This window comes from Mesorhizobium sp. M0833, from assembly GCF_040319905.1.
Classification (GTDB): Bacteria; Pseudomonadota; Alphaproteobacteria; order Rhizobiales; family Rhizobiaceae; genus Mesorhizobium.
This window is the reverse complement of the sequence record NZ_JAMYOQ010000015.1, coordinates 139,092-159,315: the sequence shown is the minus strand read 5'-3', so window position 1 is coordinate 159,315 and position 20,224 is coordinate 139,092. Positions and strand designations below refer to the sequence as shown.

21 protein-coding genes and 1 pseudogene are annotated in these 20,224 nt (G+C 62.7%); 19 read left to right on the top strand and 3 right to left on the bottom strand.

From position 1 onward, the window contains the following. Positions 1 to 109: 109 nt before the first annotated feature. The 12 genes and pseudogenes from NKH98_RS32995 to NKH98_RS18730 all read left to right on the top strand — a co-directional run. Positions 110 to 256, top strand: a pseudogene (locus tag NKH98_RS32995) (DUF2628 domain-containing protein); the annotation flags it as partial. A gap of 1 nt (position 257) precedes the next feature. Further along, on the top strand, positions 258 to 908 hold the full coding sequence (hisH, locus tag NKH98_RS18780; protein WP_352480180.1) for an imidazole glycerol phosphate synthase subunit HisH: 651 nt from the start codon (positions 258 to 260) through the stop codon (positions 906 to 908). A 3-nt stretch (positions 909 to 911) separates the two neighbouring features. Further along, on the top strand, positions 912 to 1,202 hold the full coding sequence (locus tag NKH98_RS18775; RefSeq protein ID WP_352480181.1) for a DUF1330 domain-containing protein: 291 nt from the start codon (positions 912 to 914) through the stop codon (positions 1,200 to 1,202). A gap of 2 nt (positions 1,203 to 1,204) precedes the next feature. Next, on the top strand, positions 1,205 to 1,954 hold the full coding sequence (gene hisA, locus NKH98_RS18770; RefSeq protein WP_352480182.1) for a 1-(5-phosphoribosyl)-5-[(5-phosphoribosylamino)methylideneamino]imidazole-4-carboxamide isomerase: 750 nt from the start codon (positions 1,205 to 1,207) through the stop codon (positions 1,952 to 1,954). Beyond that, complete coding sequence (locus NKH98_RS18765; protein WP_352900504.1) at positions 1,951 to 2,787, top strand: arginase family protein; 837 nt, start codon at positions 1,951 to 1,953, stop codon at positions 2,785 to 2,787. Before hisA ends, NKH98_RS18765 begins: the two co-directional genes overlap by 4 nt. Further along, positions 2,784 to 3,578 carry an imidazole glycerol phosphate synthase subunit HisF gene (gene hisF, locus NKH98_RS18760; protein ID WP_352480243.1) on the top strand — a complete coding sequence of 265 codons (795 nt, stop codon included), beginning with the start codon at positions 2,784 to 2,786 and terminating at the stop codon, positions 3,576 to 3,578. The genes NKH98_RS18765 and hisF overlap by 4 nt, the downstream gene beginning before the upstream one ends. A gap of 36 nt (positions 3,579 to 3,614) precedes the next feature. Then, positions 3,615 to 3,941 (top strand): phosphoribosyl-ATP diphosphatase, encoded by a 327-nt coding sequence (locus NKH98_RS18755; RefSeq protein ID WP_254815934.1) that lies wholly within the window; start codon positions 3,615 to 3,617, stop codon positions 3,939 to 3,941. Positions 3,942 to 3,959: 18 nt separating this feature from the next. Beyond that, the gene (gene coaA, locus NKH98_RS18750) at positions 3,960 to 4,919 is read left to right on the top strand and encodes a type I pantothenate kinase (RefSeq protein WP_352480184.1); all 960 of its coding nucleotides are present in this window, start codon (positions 3,960 to 3,962) and stop codon (positions 4,917 to 4,919) included. A gap of 78 nt (positions 4,920 to 4,997) precedes the next feature. Then, complete coding sequence (locus tag NKH98_RS18745; RefSeq protein WP_502894276.1) at positions 4,998 to 6,038, top strand: glycosyltransferase family 2 protein; 1,041 nt, start codon at positions 4,998 to 5,000, stop codon at positions 6,036 to 6,038. Continuing rightward, positions 6,038 to 6,730: a class I SAM-dependent methyltransferase gene (locus NKH98_RS18740; RefSeq protein ID WP_352900501.1), complete on the top strand. Its 693-nt coding sequence runs from the start codon at positions 6,038 to 6,040 to the stop codon at positions 6,728 to 6,730. The genes NKH98_RS18745 and NKH98_RS18740 overlap by 1 nt, the downstream gene beginning before the upstream one ends. Beyond that, on the top strand, positions 6,708 to 7,157 hold the full coding sequence (locus tag NKH98_RS18735; protein ID WP_352900498.1) for a GtrA family protein: 450 nt from the start codon (positions 6,708 to 6,710) through the stop codon (positions 7,155 to 7,157). The genes NKH98_RS18740 and NKH98_RS18735 overlap by 23 nt, the downstream gene beginning before the upstream one ends. Next, a complete protein-coding gene (locus NKH98_RS18730) occupies positions 7,154 to 8,704 on the top strand; it encodes a hypothetical protein (protein WP_352900495.1) in 1,551 nt (516 codons plus the stop codon). Before NKH98_RS18735 ends, NKH98_RS18730 begins: the two co-directional genes overlap by 4 nt. Before the next feature lie 19 nt (positions 8,705 to 8,723). Here NKH98_RS18730 and NKH98_RS18725 read toward each other — a convergent pair whose 3' ends face one another. From NKH98_RS18725 to NKH98_RS18715, 3 genes are all read right to left on the bottom strand, one after another. Next, positions 8,724 to 9,341: an alpha-ketoglutarate-dependent dioxygenase AlkB family protein gene (locus tag NKH98_RS18725; protein WP_352900492.1), complete on the bottom strand. Its 618-nt coding sequence runs from the start codon at positions 9,339 to 9,341 to the stop codon at positions 8,724 to 8,726. 131 nt (positions 9,342 to 9,472) lie between these two features. After that, positions 9,473 to 9,910, bottom strand: coding sequence for an alternative ribosome rescue aminoacyl-tRNA hydrolase ArfB (gene arfB, locus NKH98_RS18720; RefSeq protein WP_352900489.1), 438 nt, complete (start codon positions 9,908 to 9,910; stop codon positions 9,473 to 9,475). A 79-nt stretch (positions 9,911 to 9,989) separates the two neighbouring features. Then, positions 9,990 to 11,600, bottom strand: a complete 1,611-nt coding sequence (locus NKH98_RS18715; RefSeq protein ID WP_352800771.1) for a phosphoenolpyruvate carboxykinase — start codon at positions 11,598 to 11,600, stop codon at positions 9,990 to 9,992. Positions 11,601 to 11,942: 342 nt separating this feature from the next. Here NKH98_RS18715 and NKH98_RS18710 point away from each other — a divergent pair, with 342 nt between their 5' ends. From NKH98_RS18710 to NKH98_RS18680, 7 genes are all read left to right on the top strand, one after another. Then, positions 11,943 to 12,644: a response regulator transcription factor gene (locus tag NKH98_RS18710; protein ID WP_023677547.1), complete on the top strand. Its 702-nt coding sequence runs from the start codon at positions 11,943 to 11,945 to the stop codon at positions 12,642 to 12,644. 148 nt (positions 12,645 to 12,792) lie between these two features. After that, the gene (locus tag NKH98_RS18705; protein WP_352879422.1) at positions 12,793 to 14,577 is read left to right on the top strand and encodes a sensor histidine kinase; all 1,785 of its coding nucleotides are present in this window, start codon (positions 12,793 to 12,795) and stop codon (positions 14,575 to 14,577) included. Between the two features lie 31 nt (positions 14,578 to 14,608). Further along, positions 14,609 to 15,055: an HPr kinase/phosphorylase gene (locus NKH98_RS18700; RefSeq protein WP_352650209.1), complete on the top strand. Its 447-nt coding sequence runs from the start codon at positions 14,609 to 14,611 to the stop codon at positions 15,053 to 15,055. Positions 15,056 to 15,219: 164 nt separating this feature from the next. Continuing rightward, positions 15,220 to 15,621 carry a PTS sugar transporter subunit IIA gene (locus tag NKH98_RS18695; RefSeq protein WP_254815942.1) on the top strand — a complete coding sequence of 134 codons (402 nt, stop codon included), beginning with the start codon at positions 15,220 to 15,222 and terminating at the stop codon, positions 15,619 to 15,621. After that, entirely contained in the window at positions 15,618 to 15,914 is a 297-nt protein-coding gene (locus tag NKH98_RS18690) for an HPr family phosphocarrier protein (protein ID WP_023677551.1), read from the top strand. Before NKH98_RS18695 ends, NKH98_RS18690 begins: the two co-directional genes overlap by 4 nt. Before the next feature lie 157 nt (positions 15,915 to 16,071). Beyond that, a complete protein-coding gene (gene ahcY / locus NKH98_RS18685) occupies positions 16,072 to 17,472 on the top strand; it encodes an adenosylhomocysteinase (RefSeq protein WP_352650205.1) in 1,401 nt (466 codons plus the stop codon). Positions 17,473 to 17,660: 188 nt separating this feature from the next. Continuing rightward, positions 17,661 to 20,222, top strand: a complete 2,562-nt coding sequence (locus NKH98_RS18680; RefSeq protein ID WP_352900484.1) for a sensor histidine kinase — start codon at positions 17,661 to 17,663, stop codon at positions 20,220 to 20,222. Positions 20,223 to 20,224: the final 2 nt, after the last annotated feature.

Below are 20,224 nucleotides of genomic sequence, written 5' to 3'. Positions count from 1 at the left end.
TTCTCTTGCTGGTTTGCGGCCCCGCCCGCCCACGTGCCCGCCCCCCCCCCCCCCCGCCGGCCGGGCGTCTTTGCCTGGGGCCGCGGCCCCCCCCCCCCCCCCCCCCCCCAACGCCGACATCCGCTATGTGTTGGAAGCCGCTGCGGATTCGGATGCACAAACTCCTGCGCAGCGTATCGTCCCAGACGCAGCACATGCCCGGCCGGCGCAGATGGGCCTGGCACTGGGGCTGAACCATATTCCGGGAAAGCCCTGAGATGAGGGTCGCGATCATCGACTACGGGTCGGGCAATCTGCGCTCGGCCACCAAGGCCTTCGAGCGTGCCGCGCATGAAGCCGGCATTGCCGCCGCGATTGAACTCACCGCCGATGCCGAGCGGGTCAGGACCGCCGACCGCATCGTCCTGCCCGGCGTCGGCGCCTATGCCGATTGCGCCGCTGGACTGCGTGCGGTCGCCGGCATGTGGGAGGCGGTCGAGGAGGTGGCGATCGCCAAGGCTCGGCCGTTCCTCGGCATCTGCGTCGGCATGCAGCTGATGTCGGAGCGAGGCCTGGAAAAGACCGTCACAAAGGGCTTTGGCTGGATCGCCGGCGACGTCAAGGAGATCACGCCGGCCGATCCGACGCTGAAGATCCCGCAGATCGGCTGGAACACGATTGACCTGAAGCGCAAGCATCCGCTGTTTTCCGGCATTGCGACGGGCGGCAAGGGACTGCACGCCTATTTCGTCCACTCCTACCATCTGGATGCACGGGAAGAGGATGAGGTGCTGGCGGTTGCCGACTATGGCGGCCCGATAACGGCCGCTGTCGTCCGCGACAACCTGGCCGGAACGCAATTCCACCCCGAGAAGAGCCAGGCGCTGGGCCTGGCGCTGATCACCAATTTCCTAGGCTGGAGGCCCTGAACCATGAGCAAGAAGGGCTATTGGATGGCATTGGTCGATGTCCACGATCCCGAGATCTACAAGCAGTACATCGAGGCCAATGCCGCGGCTTTCGCGAAATACGGCGCGAAGTTCCCGGTGCGCGCCGGGCGGTATACCAGCCCGGAAGGACCGACCGGCAATCGCCACGTGCTGGTGGAATTCGAATCCTATGAAATGGCGCTGGAATGCTACGGCTCGCCTGAATACCAGGAGGCCTTGAAGTACAGGCTCGCCGGCTCGACCGGGCACTTTGTCATCGTCGAAGGCGCCTGAAGGTGATCCTGTTTCCGGCCATAGACCTCAAGGACGGCAAATGCGTGCGCCTCCGGCACGGCGACATGGCGACCGCGACGATCTACAATGACGATCCGGCGGCCCAGGCGCGCGCCTTCGAAGAGCAGGGCTTCGAATGGCTGCACGTCGTCGACCTCAACGGCGCCTTCAAGGGCCAGAGCGTCAACAGCGCGGCGGTCGGCGGCATCCTAAAGGCGACGAGCAATCCGGTGCAGCTCGGCGGCGGCATCCGCACCCTGGCGCAGATCGAGGACTGGCTCGACCGTGGGCTTGCCCGCGTCATTCTTGGCACCGTAGCGGTGCGCGATCCGGATCTGGTCAGGCAGGCTTGCAAGGCATTCCCGGGCAAGATCGCCGTCGGCATCGATGCCAAGGGCGGCAAGGTCGCGGTCGAAGGCTGGGCCGAGGCCTCGAGTCTCGGCGTGATCGAACTGGCGAGGAAATTCGAGGGTGCCGGCGTCGCCGCCATCATCTACACCGATATCGACCGCGACGGTGTGCTGACCGGCATCAACTGGGACGCCACCATCGATCTCGCCGACGCGGTGTCGATCCCGGTCATCGCTTCGGGCGGGCTCGCCTCGATCGCCGACATCGTGCGCATGACCATGCCCGATGCCCGCAAGCTCGAAGGCGCGATCTCCGGCCGCGCGCTTTATGACGGCCGCATCGATCCGGCCGAGGCGCTGGCGATCCTGCGCGGCAAGCCGACGGCAGGGGCGTCATCATGAAAGTCTCGATTATCGTCGCCCCTTATGACAGCGGGCACCATCATGAAGGGTGCGGCCAGGGGCCGGACGCTATCATCGGCGGTGGGCTCGTCGAAGCCCTGACCGTGGCCGGCCATGACGTCACCGTCGAAGATATCGGCAAGGTCGGAGACGAGCAGGGGCGCGAAATCGCAACCGGCTTTGCCGTCTGCAACACTGTAGCGACCAAGGTTAGCCTCGCCCGCGATGGAGGACGCTTCCCGATTATCCTTGCTGGAAATTGTCTGACCGCCGCCGGTGCGGTTGCCGGTGAAGCCGCGGATTCGATCATCTGGATCGACCAGCATGGCGATCTCAACACGCCGGAGACGTCGCCCTACGGCTTTCTCGACGGCATGGCGCTGGCGGCGACTCTCGGGCTCTGCTGGCGTCCGATGGCGGCAGCAATTCCGGGGTTCCGCCCGATAAATCCGGCGCGCTGCCTGCTGGTCGATGCCCGCGACCTCGATCCCGACGAAAAGCGCCTGCTGGAAACCTTGCCAATCGTGCGCACCGAATGTGCGGGCGCACTCGATATGATCGGAAAGCTCACGGCGACAGGGACTGTGCGGGCGCATCTGCATCTCGACCTGGACGTCGTCGATCCGAACGTGCTGCAGGTGAACCGCTACACGCATCCGGGCGGTCCGAGCCCGGAACAGTTACGGCAGCTTGCCTGCGGACTGGCCAGGTCCATCCCGATCGTGGGCGTTACGCTCTCGGCCTACGACCCGGCCTTTGAATCCCAGTCCGAGGTTCCGCCCGTCGTCGGCCAGCTGCTCGTCGAATTTCTTGCGGCGATCGAGAGGATCTGATGCTGAAAGCCCGCGTCATCCCCTGTCTGGATGTCAAGAACGGTCGTGTCGTCAAGGGCGTCAATTTCGTCGACCTGGTCGATGCCGGCGATCCCGTCGAAGCGGCAAAAGCCTATGACGCGGCCGGCGCCGACGAGCTCTGCTTTCTCGACATCACCGCCTCTTCGGAAAACCGCGAGACCATTTTCGATGTCGTCGCCCGCACCGCCGAACAATGTTTCATGCCGCTGACCGTTGGCGGTGGCGTCCGTCAGGTCGCCGACATCAGGAAGCTGCTATTGGCCGGCGCCGACAAGGTGTCGATCAACACGGCGGCGGTGAAGACCCCAAATTTTGTTGCCGAGGCTGCCGACAAATTCGGCAACCAGTGCATCGTCGTCGCCATCGATGCCAAGAAAGTGTCCGCTGCGAGCGAGGCTGATCGCTGGGAGATATTCACCCACGGCGGCCGCGAGAAGACCGGCATCGACGCCGTCGAGTTCGCTCGGCGAGTGGTCGATCTCGGCGCCGGCGAGATCCTGCTGACATCGATGGACCGCGACGGCACCAAGGCCGGCTACGACATCGCCCTTACCCGCGCGGTCGCCGATGCCGTACGCGTGCCGGTCATCGCTTCCGGCGGCGTCGGCACGCTCGACCACCTTGTCGAAGGCATTCGCGACGGCCATGCCGGCGCGGTTCTGGCGGCGTCGATCTTCCATTTCGGCACCTACAGCATCGCCGAAGCCAAGCTGCACATGGCTCAGGCCGGACTGCCGATGCGGCTGGACTCGCCGGGTAATCGGTCCTAGAGCCTTTCCGGCTAAGAAGAGGCTGTAAACGCCGTCATGACCGAGTTCTCGCTCTCCGATCTGGAGAAGATTATTGGCGAACGCGCGCGTTCCGGCGATCCGGATTCGTGGACGGCCAAGCTCTTTCAGCGCGGCATGAGCAAGGCAGCGCAGAAACTCGGCGAAGAGGCGGTCGAAACGGTAATCGCAGCCGTCAGCGCCGACCGGGACGCGCTTGTTTCGGAAAGCGCCGATCTCATCTATCATTGGCTTGTCGTTCTCGGCATAGCGGACATTCCGCTGAGCGATGTGCTCAACGAGCTTGAACGCCGCACCGGTCGTTCGGGCATCGCCGAAAAGGCGTCTCGGCTGGACCGGGGCTGATCGCTGCGGAGGAACTCGATGGACCAGCTCGCTCCTACCGAGAAGTATTCACCCTATCGTTTCTTCTCGGCCGAGCAATGGTCGCGGTTCCGCGCCGATACGCCGATGACGCTCACCGAGGACGAGATCCGTCGTCTGCGGTCGCTGAACGATCCGGTCGATCTCCACGAGGTCGAGCGCATCTATCTTTCGATGTCGCGGCTGTTGTCAGCTCATGTCGAAGCCAGTCAACTCCTGTTCAGGCAGCGCCAGGCCTTCTTCAACGCGCTGGACGCGGCCAAGACACCGTTCATCATCGGCATTGCCGGTTCCGTCGCGGTCGGCAAATCGACCACGGCGCGCGTGCTAAAGGAGCTGCTGGCGCGCTGGCCGTCGAGTCCCAAGGTCGACCTGGTCACCACCGACGGCTTCCTGCTGCCGAACGAAGTCCTGCGCCGCAACAATCTGATGGAACGCAAGGGCTTTCCCGACAGCTACGACGTCGGCGCGCTGCTGCGTTTCCTGTCCGGCATCAAATCGGCGCAGCGCAACGTCCGCGCGCCGGTCTATTCGCACCTGACCTATGACGTCATTCCGGGCGCGTTCCAGACCATCGACCGGCCCGACATCCTGATCTTCGAAGGCATTAACGTCCTGCAGCCGGGCAAGCTGCCGAAGGACGGCAAGATCGTGCCTTTCCTGTCGGATTTCTTCGACTTTGCCATCTACATCGATGCCGAGGAGGCGCTGATCCATCACTGGTATATCGCCCGCTTCATGCGGTTGCGCGAAACCGCCTTCCGCGACCCGGCCTCCTTCTTTCACCGCTATTCGCAACTTTCCGAGGATGCGGCCCGCGCCATCGCCGAGGGCCTGTGGACCAACATCAACCTGAAGAATCTGCGCGAGAATATATTGCCGACCCGCGCCCGAGCCGATCTCATCCTGCGCAAGGGCGCCAACCATCTGGTCGAGGAAGTGGCGCTCAGGAAACTGTAACGGCGCGGTTAACGGCGCCTTAGGCTATCCTGGCTAGTGTTCAATGGGCAATTCCAGCGGATCTGTCGGGAGCAGTCGGTGATCAACGCGAGCAGTACCGGAGTTCGTGCGAGGCAGCCCCGCTATTCCCTGGTCATTCCGATCTTCAACGAGGAGGCGGTTCTTCCACTCCTTATCCGGCGAATAGTCGCCCTGCTCGACGCGCTGGACGCACCGGCAGAGGCTATTTTCGTCGACGACGGCAGTACCGACACGAGTGTGATCTACCTGCGTGGGATGGTTGCCGAGGAGCCACGCTTCCGGCTGATCGAACTGTCGCGCAATTTCGGGCACCAGATTGCAATTACGGCCGGTATGGACGCGGCTGCCGGCGAAGCCGTGGTGGTCATGGATGCCGACCTCCAGGATCCCCCTGAAGTCGTTCTCCAACTGGTGGAAAAGTGGAAGGAGGGCTATGAAATCGTCTACGCGAGGCGTATGCGGCGCGAAGGCGAAACCTGGTTCAAACGGCTGACAGCCAGCATCTTCTACCGGCTGATGGAGAAGATGACTTCGGTCGACATTCCCCGCGACGTTGGCGATTTCCGACTAATCGGCCGCAAGGCTCTCGATACGTTCAAGCAGATGCCGGAGCGCAACCGTTTCGTGCGCGGCATGTTCGGTTGGATGGGATTCAAGCAGACGGCGGTTTCATTCGAGCGGCCGGCGCGCGCCGCAGGTGAAACAAAGTATCCTTTCTGGAAGATGCTCCGCCTGGCTGTCCACGGGGTCATCGGCTTTTCGGAAAAACCATTGCGTATGGCGCTCTGGGCCGGGCTCGCTATCTCGGGAGTAGCCGCGCTGCTCGGGCTCTTCGCCGTGGCTTCCTGGGCATTCAGTTTCGGTGTTGTCCAAGGCTGGACGTCGACAGTTGTGATTGTTTCCTTCTTGTCCGGGATCAACCTGTTCATGACCGGTATCGTCGGCCTCTATGTCGGCGGGATCCACTCCGAGATCAAGCGCCGGCCGCTCTATGTCATTGATCGCCTTACTGGCTTCGAGGACGCGCTCCGGGCGGAAGTCGACAATCGAAACACCGAGGCGACGTTGTCGGCGTCACGCGACAGAAGGTTTGGTTGATGGCCGAACTCTTCGATCAATATCGCACGACCTATAACAGGACGGTCGACGACTCGATCAGGTTTTCCGGGCTGAAGCATGACTTCTTCCTGCAGGCCAAGTTGGCCCCTCTCGCCGACCTGATCGCAACACGCGGTATCGCGAGGCGCGACGGCAGCGTTCGGGCGCTTGATGTCGGCTGCGGGATCGGCGCGCTGCATCCTTACGTGAAGCCGCTTTTTCCAGACCTTCACGGCTGCGACATTTCGAGGGAATCCATCGCCCGGGCGCGTGAGGAAAACCCCTGGGTCACCTATGCCGACTACACGGCTCCCGTGCTGCCTTACGCGGATGGCACATTCGACCTCGCATTCGCCGTTTGCGTCGTCCATCATGTGCCGCCTGAACATTGGTCGAGCTTCGTTTGCGAGATGCGGCGCGTCGTGCGGCCCGGCGGCGTCGTGTCGGTTATCGAGCACAACCCGTACAATCCGCTGACACGCCTTGCCGTGCTTCGCTGCCCATTCGATGAAGACGCCGTGCTGATCAGTCGCCGCAAAGCCGGCCATCTCCTGGAGGCGGCCGGCCTCACACAGGTTGCAGGCAGGCATTTCCTGATGTTTCCCTTCGCGAATTCCGTCGCGCGCAGGGTCGAGGGCTGGCTCTCAAATCTGCCGCTCGGTGCGCAATATGTGTGCAGCGGCCGTGTTTAGCGCCGGTTCGGGCTTCAGACTTGCAAAGCGGCCGGCGCGTTTCCTGATTATCGGCCTTGGCGCCACTCTGCTCTACGCACTGCTTGCCGCGGTATTTTCGATGGGGGACGCGGTGTCGATGCGGCCGGCTTCGGCCTCGGTGCTCGCTTATGCCATCGCCGCCGTCTTCTCCTACGCCGGGCACAAGTATTTTACCTTCGCGTCCAGCGGGGCGCACCGTTTCGAGGCGCCTCGCTTTTTCGTGCTGACATTGGTTGGTCTGGCGGTGTCATTTCTTCTGCCCGCCGTGTTGTCCGGGATTCTGGGCCTGCAGGCGCAGATTCCGATTGTGCTGACATGCCTCGTGGTCCCGCTCGTCAACTATGTGATGCTTCGCCACTTGGTATTCGCCAGTGCCTGCCTCGGCTTGCACGGTGGTTCAGGATGAGCGCGATCCAGGTCGGCTCCACATTGGCTGGTCGCTTCGTCAACGGCCGGGCTGAACGGCTTTGGCCGCTCGTCCTCTCGATGGCTATTCTGGCGGTGGCCGTCCCCTGGCAAGCCCGATGGGGCGTCATTCCCGACACCAGCTGGACCATCGCGCTGTGCGAGCGGCTGCTGTCGGGAAAGCGGCTTTACGTCGATCTGATCGAGGTCAATCCGCCGTTCAGCGCGTGGCTCTACCTGCCTCCCGTAGCGGCCGCCAGATTGCTGGGCATCGCTCCGGAAATCCTGGTTCGGGCGTGGACCTATCTTGCCGCCCTCGTTGGGCTGTCGTTTGCAGGTCTCGTCGTCAAGCGTGCGGGTTTTGCCGAAGCGGTCTCGCTCTTTGCGCTGGCTCCCGCCTTTTGCGCGATGCTGGTGATCTTTCCCGGCAACGCCTTCAGCGAGCGGGAGCACATCGGCGTCGCGCTTTTCATGCCGCTGCTGGCGCTTCATGCCTGGCGTGCGCGCAAGGATCCAACGGCACAGCCGGGCTTCCGTCTTGCAGCCCTGGCCGGCCTTTCGGGCAGTGTGCTGCTGCTGGTCAAGCCCTATTACGCGGGCATGGTGCTGGCACCGGCGCTGGTCGTCGCGGCGCGCCGCCGCAGCCTGAAGTCGCTCTTTGCCGTGGAACACTGGATTATCGGCGGCCTCTGCATCGCTTATCTCGGTGCCGTGATGCTGATTCACCCGGAATTCCTGCGCGACGTCTACCCGCTGCTGGTAGACGTCTATGGGCGGATCCGCATCTTTCTGCCCATCGTGATCTGCTACGGCATTCCGTGGTGCTTTCTGCTGTTCCTGATATGGCGGTTGTGGCCGGCCGGCCACTTTCCGGACCTGGCGGCGGTGGCGCTTGCCGCATCGGTCGCAGGCCTGTTTCCGCTGTTCTATCAGGGCAAGGGCTGGGCCTATCATGCCTATCCCGCCATCTTCTGCGCCGTGGCAGCCATTTTGTGCCTGCTGGCGCTGCCCAGGGCCGGGCGACGGTCGACAGAACCCCTTGCCGCCCTGGCAGGGGTCGTTTTCGCTTTCCTGCCCTACTGGAGCACCCAGAAACCGGACCCGGCGGTGGTTGCCGCCATCCGGGGCGCGACCGATCGGCCGACCGTCGCGCTGATCAGTCCGGATATCGCGGACGGACATCCGCTTAGCCGGATGATCGGCGGCCAGTTTGTTTCGACCACCGCCAGCGATTGGCTGGGAGCGTTCTCGTTCGTTCTTTCCGAGCGGGCAGCACAGTCCGGCGATGCCGCCGAAGCCGCACGCTACCGGGCCCTCCTGGTTGAATACATCGAAAGCAAGCGCGAAGAATTTACACGACTGCGCCCTGACGTCATCATCCTCGGGAAAGATGACTGGGCGAACCGGCTGAAGGAGCACTTTGGCTTTGACGCCATCCTGGCCCGTTACCGCGTTCTCGTCGAGGACGACGCCCAGCGCATCTACCTGCGCGACGACTATGCCCGCCCGGAGCGCGAAACGGCCGGACAGCCCCTGCCGGCTAAATAGCCCCAGGCTTGTGAAGCGACTATGTCGGCGTCGTCACCCGCCTCAGCGTCAGATTGATCCGCCCGCCGTTCTTCAACAAGGCCGAGGTCGAGGGGTAGATACGGTCGACGCCGTGAAAGCAGAGCCGGCCTTCGCCGCCGAGCACTACGACGTCGCCGCTCTTCAGCCTGAACGATTTGGTGGCGCCGTCGCGCGTCGTCTGGCCGACCCTGAACAGGCAATCGTCCCCGAGCGACACCGAGACGACCGGTGCCGAGAAATCCGCCTCGTCGCGGTCCTGGTGAAGACCCATCTTGGCATCCTGCGAATAGAAATTGACCAGGCAGGCCTCCGGCGGGTGCGCATAGGCAGATACGTCCCGCCACAGATCGAGCAGCATCTCCGGGATCGGCGGCCAGGGCATTCCGGTCACCGGGTGGGTCGGCTGGTAGCGATAGCCGTGCTCCTTGTCGGTGACCCAGCCCAGCGGGCCGCAATTGGTCATGCGCACGCTCATCTCCTTGCCGGTACGCGGCATTGCCGGCACGAACAGCGGGGCTTCCTCCACGACTTTCCTGATATCTTCCACCAGCACTTCCTGCATGGCGCGCGAGAGGTGGCCGGGCATATGGCGGACGCCTTTGGGCAGTACGAGCATCGCGCTGCTTGATCCGTTGGTCTGGAAAATCAGAATGCCACCGTCAAACGAAAACGGCGACCCGAAAGCCGCCTCCGACAGTAGCTGCGCACGTTACGCCGGCGATCTGAGATCCGAAGCCGCTTCGGCTGTCACTCATCCTCAACCCGGCCGCGCATTTTCTTGATCGAGCCGCGCCCGGCCTTGCTCTTGAGCCGTCTTTCGACCGCGCCTTTGGATGGCCTGGTCTTCTTGCGCGGCGGTGGCGGTGGTTTGGCGGCCTTGGCAACCAGTGCCGTCAGCCGCGCCCGGGCGTCCGCCCGGTTCTGCTCCTGGGTGCGGAAGCGTCCGGCTTCGATGACGATGACGCCGTCCTTGGTGGCGCGCTGGCCGGCAAGCTTGATGGTTCGTTCGCGCACCCGCTCCGACAGGCCAGCCGCATTGGCGGCATCGAAGCGCAATTGCACTGCCGTCGCCACCTTGTTGACGTTCTGGCCGCCCGGGCCGGACGAACGGATGAAGTCCTCGTGCAGGTCGCCCGGATTAATCACCGCATCGTCGGTGATGATGATCTTGTCGTCGGCGTTCATGCCGCAGTCATGGCGCGGCAGGCGAAAAAAGAAAAGGCCCGATCGAAGCCGGGCCTTGAAGCATCACCAGGGGCGACGGCTATTCAGCCGCTACCTGCATGCGTGGAGCGGCGCCGAGCACGGTGGCGTCGACATGGGCTTCGAACTTTTCGAAATTGTCGACGAACATGCCGACCAGCCTTGCCGCCTGCCGGTCGTAGGCGGGCTTGTCGACCCAGGTCGATCTCGGGTCGAGAATGGCGCGGTCGACGCCGGCAACCGTCACCGGTACGTCAAAACCGAAATTGGCGTCGGTGCGGAAGTCGGCCGCTTTCAGCGAGCCGTCGAGCGCCGCCGCAAGCAGCGCCCGCGTTGCCTTGATCGGCATCCGCTTGCCGGTGCCGTAGGCGCCGCCGGTCCAGCCGGTGTTGACCAGCCAGCAATCGACGCCGTGGCGGGCGATGAGCTCGCGCAGCAGATTGCCGTATTCCGACGGATGCCGCGGCATGAACGGTGCGCCGAAGCATGTCGAAAATGTCGCTTCGGGTTCGGTAACGCCCTTCTCGGTCCCGGCCACCTTGGCGGTATAGCCGGAGAGGAAATGATACATCGCCTGCGCCGGGGTCAGGCGCGCGATCGGCGGCATCACGCCGAATGCGTCGGCGGTCAGCATGATGATGTTCTTCGGGTGGCTGGCGCGCCCCGTCTTGCTGGCGTTGGGGATGAAATGGAGCGGGTAGGCGCAGCGCGTGTTTTCGGTCAGCCCGCCGTCGTCGAAATCCGGCACGCGGCCGGCGTCGAGCGCCACATTCTCCAGCACCGTGCCGAAGCGCTGGGTGGTGGCGAAGATCTCCGGCTCGGCTTCGGCCGAAAGCTTGATCGTCTTGGCGTAGCAGCCGCCTTCGAAATTGAAGATGCCATGCGGTCCCCAGCCATGCTCGTCGTCGCCGACCAGCGTTCGCGACGGGTCGGCCGACAGCGTCGTCTTGCCGGTTCCGGAAAGGCCGAAGAAAACGGCCGCGTCGCCGGCGGGCCCTTCATTGGCCGAGCAATGCATCGGCATCACGCCTTTTGCCGGCAGCAGATAGTTGAGCACGGTGAACACCGACTTCTTCATCTCGCCGGCATAGGAGGTACCGCCAATCAACACGATCATGCGCGAAAGATCGACCGCGATCACCGTTTCGCCGCGGGTGCCGTGGCGGGCGGGATCGGCGCGGAACGACGGCAGGTCGATTATCGTCAAATCGGGCACGAAATGCTCGAGTTCGGCGGCTGCAGGCCGGATGAGCAGATTGCGGATGAACAAGGAGTGCCAGGCAAGCTCCGTGATCACCCTGGTCGGCAGCTTCAGTTCCTCGTCGGCACCGCCGACCAGGTCCTGCACATAAAGGTCCTTTCCAGCCGCATGGGCGCGAAAATCGGCAAGCAGCGTATCGAACTGGATCGGCGAAATCGCCTTGTTGTTGTCCCACCATACATGCGGCGCGGTGCTTTCGTCGCGCACCACGAATTTGTCCCTGGGCGAGCGGCCGGTGTGTTGCCCGGTCTCGGCGGCAAGCGCGCCATGCGCGGTGAGTCGGGCCTCGCCACGGCGGATTGCCTCCTCGTAGAGCGCGGCCGCGCCGAAATTATAGCGCACCACGCCAGTGGTTCTCAGGCCGATCCGATCGATTGCACATGCAGGATTGCGTTTGCCGGCTTCCGACATGGGTGTCCCTTCTTCGATTTACCGCGTCTTTACCGGCGAATTCCGGAAACCCCATTGCAGGAGCTAATAACGTCAAAACCAGAAAAGGCGAATGATATCAAATCATTAATCGATTTAAATATTTTGAAAGTTGTTTAAATCGTTTATATGTGCAAAAACACTGATGGTTGCCCAAAGGATTGGCGATGTTCATTCGTCCAATCCATATCGAGGTACAATTGTGGCCGCCGGCGTGCCGCGCGTGACAGCGGATAAAGCCTATGCCACATTTTGTACCTAATTTGTCCTGCAAAAGCCCCTTCTCGACGAAAGAAGGGACAGCTCATGAGGGAGCCGCTTGAAATGGCAACAATCGCGCTTGTCGACGACGATCGCAACATTCTGACTTCGGTTTCGATCGCCCTCGAATCCGAGGGTTATCGGGTCGAAACCTACACGGATGGGGCATCGGCGCTGGAGGGACTGGCGGCGCGCCCGCCGAACCTCGCCATCCTCGACATCAAGATGCCGCGCATGGACGGCATGGAGTTGCTGCGCCGGATGCGTCAGAAATCCGACCTGCCGGTGATCTTCCTGACCTCCAAGGACGATGAGATCGATGAACTGTTCGGCCTCAAGATGGGCGCCGACGACTTCATCCGCAAACCCTTCTCGCAGCGTCTTCTGGTCGAACGCGTCCGCGCCGTGCTGCGCCGCGCCAGCACCCGCGAGGCGGCGGCCAAGGCGCCCAACCAGCAGGCCCGGTCGCTTGAGCGCGGCCAGCTTGTCATGGACCAGGAGCGCCACACCTGCACATGGAAGGGCGAGCCGGTGACGCTGACCGTCACCGAGTTCCTCATCCTGCATTCCCTGGCACAGCGCCCGGGCGTCGTAAAAAGCCGTGATGCGCTGATGGATTCCGCTTATGATGAGCAGGTCTATGTCGATGACCGCACCATTGACAGTCACATCAAGCGGCTGCGCAAGAAGTTCAAGGCCGTCGATGATGACTTCGAAATGATCGAAACCCTTTACGGAGTCGGGTATCGGTTCCGCGAAGCATGAATAGGCAGTAGGCAGTAGGGAATAGTCGGTAGTCAGTTTTGAATGATGCGAGCGGCCACTCATGCATCGCCGCGATCTCAGCCAACCTTTTCTCTATTCCTGCTACCTACTCACTACTCACTAATTACCGAGCGGGAGCTGCTATTCGATGGCAGTGGAAGTAGAGCGAGTGAGACGGTCGGGCGCCGCCAGGCGCCCGCCGCGGATTCTGCCCGCCTTCGTGTCGAAAATTACGGTGCCGATGCGCCGGTTTCTCGGCCATCACATCTTTTCGAGCCTGACGCGGCGTATCCTCTTTCTCAATCTTGCCGGCCTTGCCGTCCTGGTCACCGGCATTCTCTATCTCAATACCTTTCGCGACGGGCTGATCGACGCCCGTGTCGAGAGCCTGATGACCCAAGGCGAGATCATCGCCGGCGCAATCGCCGCGTCAGCGACGGTCGAAACCGATTCGATCAGCATCGATCCGGAAAAGCTGCTTGAGTTGCAGGCCGGCGAAAGCCTCGGCCCGGGCTCCGACCAGCTCGACAATCTCGATTTCCCGATCAATCCGGAGCGCGTGGCGCCGGTGCTCAGGCGGCTGATCTCGCCGACGCGCACGCGCGCCCGCATCTACGACCGCGACGCCAACCTGCTGCTCGATTCCCGCCATCTCTATTCGCGCGGCCAGATCCTTCGCTACGACCTGCCGCCGGTCGAAGTGGAACAGCCGGACCTTCTGGAGCGCATCCAAAAATTCGTCTTTGATTTCTTCCGCAACAAGCAGCTGCCTGTCTATCGCGAGCAGCCGGGCGGCAACGGTGCTGCGTTTCCGGAAGTAGTCAAGGCGCTTACCGGCAGTCCGTCGACGATCGTGCGGATCTCGGAGCAGGGCGAGCAGATCGTTTCAGTGGCGGTGCCGATCCAGCGCTTCCGTGCCGTTCTCGGCGTGCTGATGCTGTCGACCGAAGGCGGCGACATCGACAAGATCGTCGCGGCCGAGCGCAAGGCGATCCTGCGTGTGTTCGGCATCGCCGCCCTGGTTACCGCCATCCTGTCGATGCTGCTGGCCTCCACCATCGCCAACCCGCTGCGCCGGCTTTCCGCGGCGGCGGTCCGGGTTCGCCGCGGCGTCAAGAACCGTGAGGAAATCCCCGACTTCTCCGACCGCCAGGACGAGATCGGCAATCTCTCGATCGCCGTGCGCGACATGACCAATGCGCTCTACGCCCGTATCGAGGCGATCGAAAGTTTTGCCGCGGATGTCTCGCACGAGCTGAAGAACCCGCTTACCTCGCTGCGCAGCGCTGTGGAGACATTGCCGCTGGCCAGGAACGACAATTCGCGGAGCCGGCTGATGGATATCATCCAGCACGATGTGAGGCGGCTGGACCGCCTGATCACCGATATTTCCGATGCCTCCCGTCTTGATGCCGAGCTGGCGCGGGAAGACGCGGGAACCGTCGACCTGAAGAAGTTCATCACCGATCTGGTCGCCGTCTCGCGCGAGGCCACGCGCAACAAGAAGGCGGTCGAGATCGAGTTCAAGGTCGCCAAACTGCCGCAGGGCGTGAAAGGCTACTTCGTCGTCGGCCATGATCTGAGGATCGGCCAGGTGATCACCAACCTGATCGAGAATGCCCGCTCGTTCGTTCCCGAAGATCGTGGCCACATCACCATATCGCTGGCACGCGCCGGCAAGTTCAACATCGTCACCGTCGACGACAATGGCCCCGGCATCCGGGCCGATAACATCGATCGCATTTTCGAGCGGTTCTATACAGATCGGCCGGCCGGCGAGGCGTTCGGTCAGAACTCGGGCCTTGGCCTGTCGATATCCAGGCAGATCGTTGAAGCCCATGGCGGCACGCTGAGCGCCGAGAACATCCCGGGCACCAAGCCTGGCGAGATCAAGGGCGCGCGCTTCGTGGTGACGCTGCCGGCGGAAGGCTGAGGGATGAATTCCAATCACGCCTGGTCCTATTGTGCAGCCTGAACACATTCACGGCACCGCGATCCTGATAGGTGATCGCGGCATTCTCATCACCGGACCGTCCGGCTTGGGCAAGACGACGCTGGCGCTCGCCTTGATCGATCATTGCAGCCAGCGCGGGCTGTTTTCCCGGCTGATCGGCGATGACCAGCTCTTTGCCGCCGATTGCGAGGGGCGGCTGGTCTGCCGCGCACCAGCCAGCATAGCCGGCCTCGTCGAGGTGCCGGGATTCGGCCCCAAACCGATACAGTTCGAGCCAAGCTGCGTGATCGACCTCATTATCCGGCTGGTGCCAGCCGGCAAAATGGCCCGCTTCCAGGAAGACTGCAGCGAACTCGTTGTCGGCGTGACGGTGCCGCGCATCGATCTTGCCGGGCGCAATGTCGCGGCCGCCCTGCCGGCAGTGATGTCGCGTCTGTCGATTGCGCCTTTCCTGTGATCCGATTTCGATTTTTTGCTGCAATGCGTCAAATTGGCTTGGGCCGGCGCAATTTTGGGCTTGTCAACGGGCCTTGCGTCGACAAGATAGCGCTCCCGCCGCCTGGAACGGTCGGCGAGCATAAAATGCGCCTGTGAAGCGGCGATGACGGGAGCCACCAAAGAATGATCGGACTCGTGCTTGTAACGCACGGTCAACTGGCCGCCGAGTTCCGCAATGCCGTGGAACACGTCGTTGGGCCACAAGACAATTTCGAGACCGTGGCGATCGGTGCCGACGATGATATGGAACAGCGCCGCCGCGACATTATCGACGCAGTCGGCCGCGTCGATACGGGATCAGGCGTCATCGTTTTGACCGACATGTTCGGCGGCACGCCCTCCAACCTCGCCATTTCCGTGATGGAATCCGGCCGCATCGAGGTCATTGCCGGCATGAACCTGCCGATGCTGATCAAGCTGTCCAGCGTTCGCAAGGGCGACAACATGACGGCAGCCCTGGATGAGGCGCAGGCTGCCGGCCGCAAATACATCAATGTCGCCAGTCAACTCCTGAGCAGCAAATGAGCGCGCTGTTGCCGGAAAAGGACAAGATCGTTCGCGACTTTCCGATCGTCAACCAGCGCGGCCTGCATGCGCGCGCCTCGGCCAAGTTCGTTCAAATTGCCAGCGGCTTCAATGCCACGGTCCAGGTCGAGAAGGACGGCGTCAAGGTCGGCGGCACCTCGATCATGGGCCTGATGATGCTGGCGGCAAGCCCCGGTTATTCGATCCGCGTCACCGCCACCGGCCCGGAGGCCGAAGAGGTCATCGATGCGCTGGAGCAACTGGTTGCTTCCCGTTTTGGCGAGGAATGCTGACGTGCTGATCGCTTCCGAAGACATGCACGGATAAAGATTTCTTTATATCCCATTGTCGTCCAACTCCCGATCTGCTAGTCAGGCCGGCAACTCGCGCCCTCCGACACGCCTTCGGGGCGGGGCGCGTCCCGCAATCAATTCGCATCGGAGCACTGCCATGACGGGTAGCAAGGACTATGTGGTCGCAGACATCGCGCTTGCCGGCTGGGGCCGCAAGGAGATCGAGATCGCCGAAACCGAAATGCCGGGCCTGATGGCCTGCCGCGAGGAATTCGGCGACAAGAAGCCGCTCAAGGGCGCGCGCATCACCGGCTCGTTGCACATGACGATCCAGACGGCGGTGCTGATCGAAACGCTGAAGGCGCTCGGCGCCGATATCCGCTGGGCTTCCTGCAATATCTTCTCGACCCAGGACCACGCCGCCGCGGCCATTGCCGAGGCCGGAATTCCGGTGTTTGCCGTCAAAGGCGAGACGCTGGAGGATTATTGGGTCTACACCGACAAGATCTTCCAGTGGGCCGATGGCGGCACCTCCAACATGATCCTCGATGACGGTGGCGATGCCACCATGTACATCCTGATCGGCGCCCGCGCCGAGGCCGGCGAGGATGTGCTGTCCAATCCGGGCAGCGAAGAGGAAGAGATCCTGTTTGCCCAGATCAAGAAGCGCATGCAGGCATCACCCGGCTTCTTCACCAGGCAGAAGGAAGCGATCCGCGGCGTCACCGAAGAGACGACGACCGGCGTCAACCGGCTCTATCAACTGCAGAAGAAGGGCCTGCTGCCGTTCCCGGCGATCAACGTCAATGATTCCGTCACCAAGTCGAAATTCGACAACAAATATGGCTGCAAGGAATCGCTTGTCGACGGCATTCGCCGCGGCACCGACACGATGATGGCCGGCAAGGTCGCGGTCGTCTGCGGCTATGGCGACGTCGGCAAGGGCTCGTCGGCTTCGCTCAAGGGCGCCGGCGCCCGCGTCAAGGTCACCGAGGTCGATCCGATCTGCGCGCTGCAGGCGGCGATGGACGGTTTCGAGGTGGTCACGCTCGAAGACGCGGCGCCGACGGCCGACATCGTCATCACCACCACCGGCAACAAGGACGTCGTTACCCTCGACCACATGCGCCTGATGAAGGACATGGTGATCGTCGGCAACATCGGTCACTTCGACAACGAGATCCAGGTTGCCTCGCTGCGCAACCTGAAATGGACCAACATCAAGCCTCAGGTCGACATGATCACCTTCCCGGACGGCAAACGGATGATCCTTTTGTCGGAAGGCCGTCTGCTCAACCTCGGCAACGCCACCGGCCATCCGAGCTTCGTCATGTCGGCGTCCTTCACCAACCAGGTGTTGGCCCAGATCGAGCTGTACACCAAGCCCGGCCAGTACGAGAACCAGGTCTATGTCCTGCCGAAGCATCTCGACGAAAAGGTCGCGCGCCTGCATCTCGACAAGCTCGGTGCCCGCCTGACCGAACTGTCTGGCGAACAGGCCGCCTATATCGGCGTCACTCCGCAGGGACCGTTCAAGCCGGAACACTACCGCTATTAACCACGGCGAAACTTGCCACTAGATATTGAAGCCGGGCGATTGACTTTTCGCCCGGCTTTATTTTTGCGCTGATTGATTCTTCACGCCGATTCGCGCAAGCGCTATGGTGCTGATTCGCGGTCCGGGGACGAGGCCCAGGCGCACGCATCAGGGCGGTCTTGCATTCAGGCGGCGAAGAGGACCAAGACATGCCGGGGGATAACCCGCCTTGCGCGGGGCAGGCCGTTGCCGGCGGCCATAACGATTCGATCACGGGCTCCGCTGCCAGAGGCGGCAGCCTTTTGTGGCGTGCCGGCAGCCGTGTCGGGGTGCTGCTTGCTTCTTCCGCGCTGGTTGGTCCGCTGCTTGGCTTTGCTGCACATGCGCAAACCCGCGTGGCGCAAAAGGCCGGGCTGTCGGTCAGCACGGTCGAGGTCATGCAACTCGCCATGTTCGTCGGCGTCATGGGCGCGGCATTGCTGTCGGCCATCTTTCTGATCCGCGAACGGGCGCGCACCGCGGCGGAAAATGCCGAGCTCAGGACCCGTATCGCCGACGTCAATGCCGCGCTGCAGCGCTCCGAGGCGCTGCTCCATTCCCGCGATCAGCGCGTGGTGGTATGGGCCGCCGAGAACAAGAAGCCCGAGCTTGTCGGGACATTGCCGCTCGAGAGCGGCGCGCCGGAGGACCGGGCGGCCTTCCTGGCTTTCGGCCGCTGGCTTATGCCGCGTTCGGCGGCCGCACTCGAACATGCCGTCGCATCACTGCGGGACAAGGCAAAGCCGTTCGATCTGGTCATCGAATCGCAGGCCGGCCAGCCGCTCGAGGTTCACGGCCGCAAGAGTGCGGCGCATGTGCTGGTTCGCTTCGTCTCGCTTTCGGAGACACAGCGAAGCCAGGCCAGGCTGAAGATCGAGAACCAGCGCTTGGCCGCCGACCATGAGACGCTGATCGGTCTTCTGGATGCGCTCAAGATGCCGTCATGGCTGCGTACTGTCGACGGGCGGCTGAAATGGGTCAACCGCGCCTATGCCGAAGCGGTCGAGGCCGAGAATGCCGAAGCGGCGGTTCGTGACGGCAAGGAATTCCTCGGAGGCCAGGCGCGCGACACGATCGCTGCGCAGCACAAGTCGCACCCCGTCTTCGAACAGACGCTCTCCACGGTGATCGAAGGCGACCGCCGTATGTTTGCCGTGACCGATTTTGCCGGGGCGGATGGTTCGGCTGGTCTTGCCTGCGACATCAGCGCCATCGAGGCCATTCGCGCCGAATATGAGCGGACCGTGCAGAGCCACGCCGACACGCTCGATCAGCTCAACACCGCCGTGGCGATTTTCGATACCGACGAGAAATTGCGGTTTTTCAATCAGGCGTTCCAGAAACTATGGGGCCTCGACAGCGGCTTCCTGCACAGCGCGCCGGATAACGCCTTGCTGCTCGACCGCCTGCGCAGCGAAGGCAAGATCGCCGAGCAGCCCGAATGGCGGCGCTGGAAAGAGAGCCTGCTCGGCGCTTACCGCGCGGTTGAATCGCAGGAGCATTGGTGGCATCTGCCGGACGGCAAAACCATTCGCGTCGTCGCCAATCCGCAGCCCAAGGGCGGCGTCACCTGGGTGTTTGAGAACTTGACCGAGAAGATGGACCTTGAAAGCCGCTATCAGACCGCTGTGCGGGTTCAGGGTGAGACGCTCGACAACCTTGCCGAAGGCGTCGCTGTGTTCGGCCCCGACGGCAGGCTGAGATTGTCCAACCCGGCCTTCGCGGCACTGTGGGGGCTGGATGCCGATGCCTCAAAACCCAACGTCCATGTCTCGACGATCCGCGAACTTTGCGACCGCCGTGCCGTCGACAGTCCGTGGGGCGGGTTCGTTGCCGCCATCACCGGCTTCGACGACGAGCGCCGCGACCGCCACGGCCAGACCGAATTGAACAACGGCACCGTTTTGCGCTACGCCGTCATCCCTTTGCCCAACGGCCAGGTGATGATGACCTTCGTCGACGTTACCGACAGCGTCAATGTCGAGCGGGCGCTGAAGGACAAGAATGAGGCGCTGCAAAAGTCCGACCAGATCAAGAACGAATTCGTGCAGCACGTCTCCTATGAGCTGCGCTCGCCACTCACCAACATCATCGGCTTTACCGAGCTTCTTTCACTGCCGTCGACTGGTCCGTTGAACCAGAAGCAACGCGAATATATCGGGCATGTCGGCTCGTCCTCCTCGGTCCTGCTCACCATCGTCAACGACATCCTCGATCTGGCGACGGTGGATGCCGGCATCATGGAACTCGACATTTCCGAAGTTCACATCAATCGAACCATTACGGCCGCCGCCGAACTGGTCGCCGATCGGCTGGAGGAACATGCGATCAAGCTTAGGATCGACGCGGCTGCCGCGCCGAAGACCTTCCACGGCGACGAGATCCGCGTCCGCCAGATACTCTACAATCTGCTCAGCAATGCCGCCAATTACGCGCCGGAGGCGAGCACCATAACGCTCGCCTGCCGCCAGCTTGCCGACGGCGTGGAATTTTCCGTTCACGATGACGGACCCGGCATGCCGCCGGACCTGCTTGAGTCAGTGTTCCGGCGCTTCGAGCCGCGCACCAATGGCGGCCGCCGCCGTGGCGCCGGGCTCGGCCTGTCGATCGTCAAGAGCTTTGTCGAACTCCATGGCGGCAGCGTCCGCATCGAGACCGGCAGGGATAAGGGCACCACGGTTGTTTGCGCCTTTCCCGACACGCCGTCGGGCATCCGTGCGGCGGCCGAGTAGCG

What these genes read in the sequence shown, in the direction of transcription:
- arfB (WP_352900489.1), bottom strand. Translation starts at nt 9,910, where the DNA reads ATGAACGCCGACGACAAGATCATCATCACCGACGATGCGGTGATTAAT.
- coaA (WP_352480184.1), top strand. Translation starts at nt 3,960, where the DNA reads ATGGACCAGCTCGCTCCTACCGAGAAGTATTCACCCTATCGTTTCTTC.
- NKH98_RS18680 (WP_352900484.1), top strand. Translation starts at nt 17,661, where the DNA reads ATGCCGGGGGATAACCCGCCTTGCGCGGGGCAGGCCGTTGCCGGCGGC.
- NKH98_RS18740 (WP_352900501.1), top strand. Translation starts at nt 6,038, where the DNA reads ATGGCCGAACTCTTCGATCAATATCGCACGACCTATAACAGGACGGTC.
- NKH98_RS18695 (WP_254815942.1), top strand. Translation starts at nt 15,220, where the DNA reads ATGATCGGACTCGTGCTTGTAACGCACGGTCAACTGGCCGCCGAGTTC.
- NKH98_RS18775 (WP_352480181.1), top strand. Translation starts at nt 912, where the DNA reads ATGAGCAAGAAGGGCTATTGGATGGCATTGGTCGATGTCCACGATCCC.
- NKH98_RS18725 (WP_352900492.1), bottom strand. Translation starts at nt 9,341, where the DNA reads ATGCTCGTACTGCCCAAAGGCGTCCGCCATATGCCCGGCCACCTCTCG.
- NKH98_RS18710 (WP_023677547.1), top strand. Translation starts at nt 11,943, where the DNA reads ATGGCAACAATCGCGCTTGTCGACGACGATCGCAACATTCTGACTTCG.
- NKH98_RS18690 (WP_023677551.1), top strand. Translation starts at nt 15,618, where the DNA reads ATGAGCGCGCTGTTGCCGGAAAAGGACAAGATCGTTCGCGACTTTCCG.
- NKH98_RS18765 (WP_352900504.1), top strand. Translation starts at nt 1,951, where the DNA reads ATGAAAGTCTCGATTATCGTCGCCCCTTATGACAGCGGGCACCATCAT.
- NKH98_RS18730 (WP_352900495.1), top strand. Translation starts at nt 7,154, where the DNA reads ATGAGCGCGATCCAGGTCGGCTCCACATTGGCTGGTCGCTTCGTCAAC.
- NKH98_RS18705 (WP_352879422.1), top strand. Translation starts at nt 12,793, where the DNA reads ATGGCAGTGGAAGTAGAGCGAGTGAGACGGTCGGGCGCCGCCAGGCGC.
- NKH98_RS18715 (WP_352800771.1), bottom strand. Translation starts at nt 11,600, where the DNA reads ATGTCGGAAGCCGGCAAACGCAATCCTGCATGTGCAATCGATCGGATC.
- ahcY (WP_352650205.1), top strand. Translation starts at nt 16,072, where the DNA reads ATGACGGGTAGCAAGGACTATGTGGTCGCAGACATCGCGCTTGCCGGC.
- NKH98_RS18735 (WP_352900498.1), top strand. Translation starts at nt 6,708, where the DNA reads ATGTGTGCAGCGGCCGTGTTTAGCGCCGGTTCGGGCTTCAGACTTGCA.
- hisH (WP_352480180.1), top strand. Translation starts at nt 258, where the DNA reads ATGAGGGTCGCGATCATCGACTACGGGTCGGGCAATCTGCGCTCGGCC.
- NKH98_RS18755 (WP_254815934.1), top strand. Translation starts at nt 3,615, where the DNA reads ATGACCGAGTTCTCGCTCTCCGATCTGGAGAAGATTATTGGCGAACGC.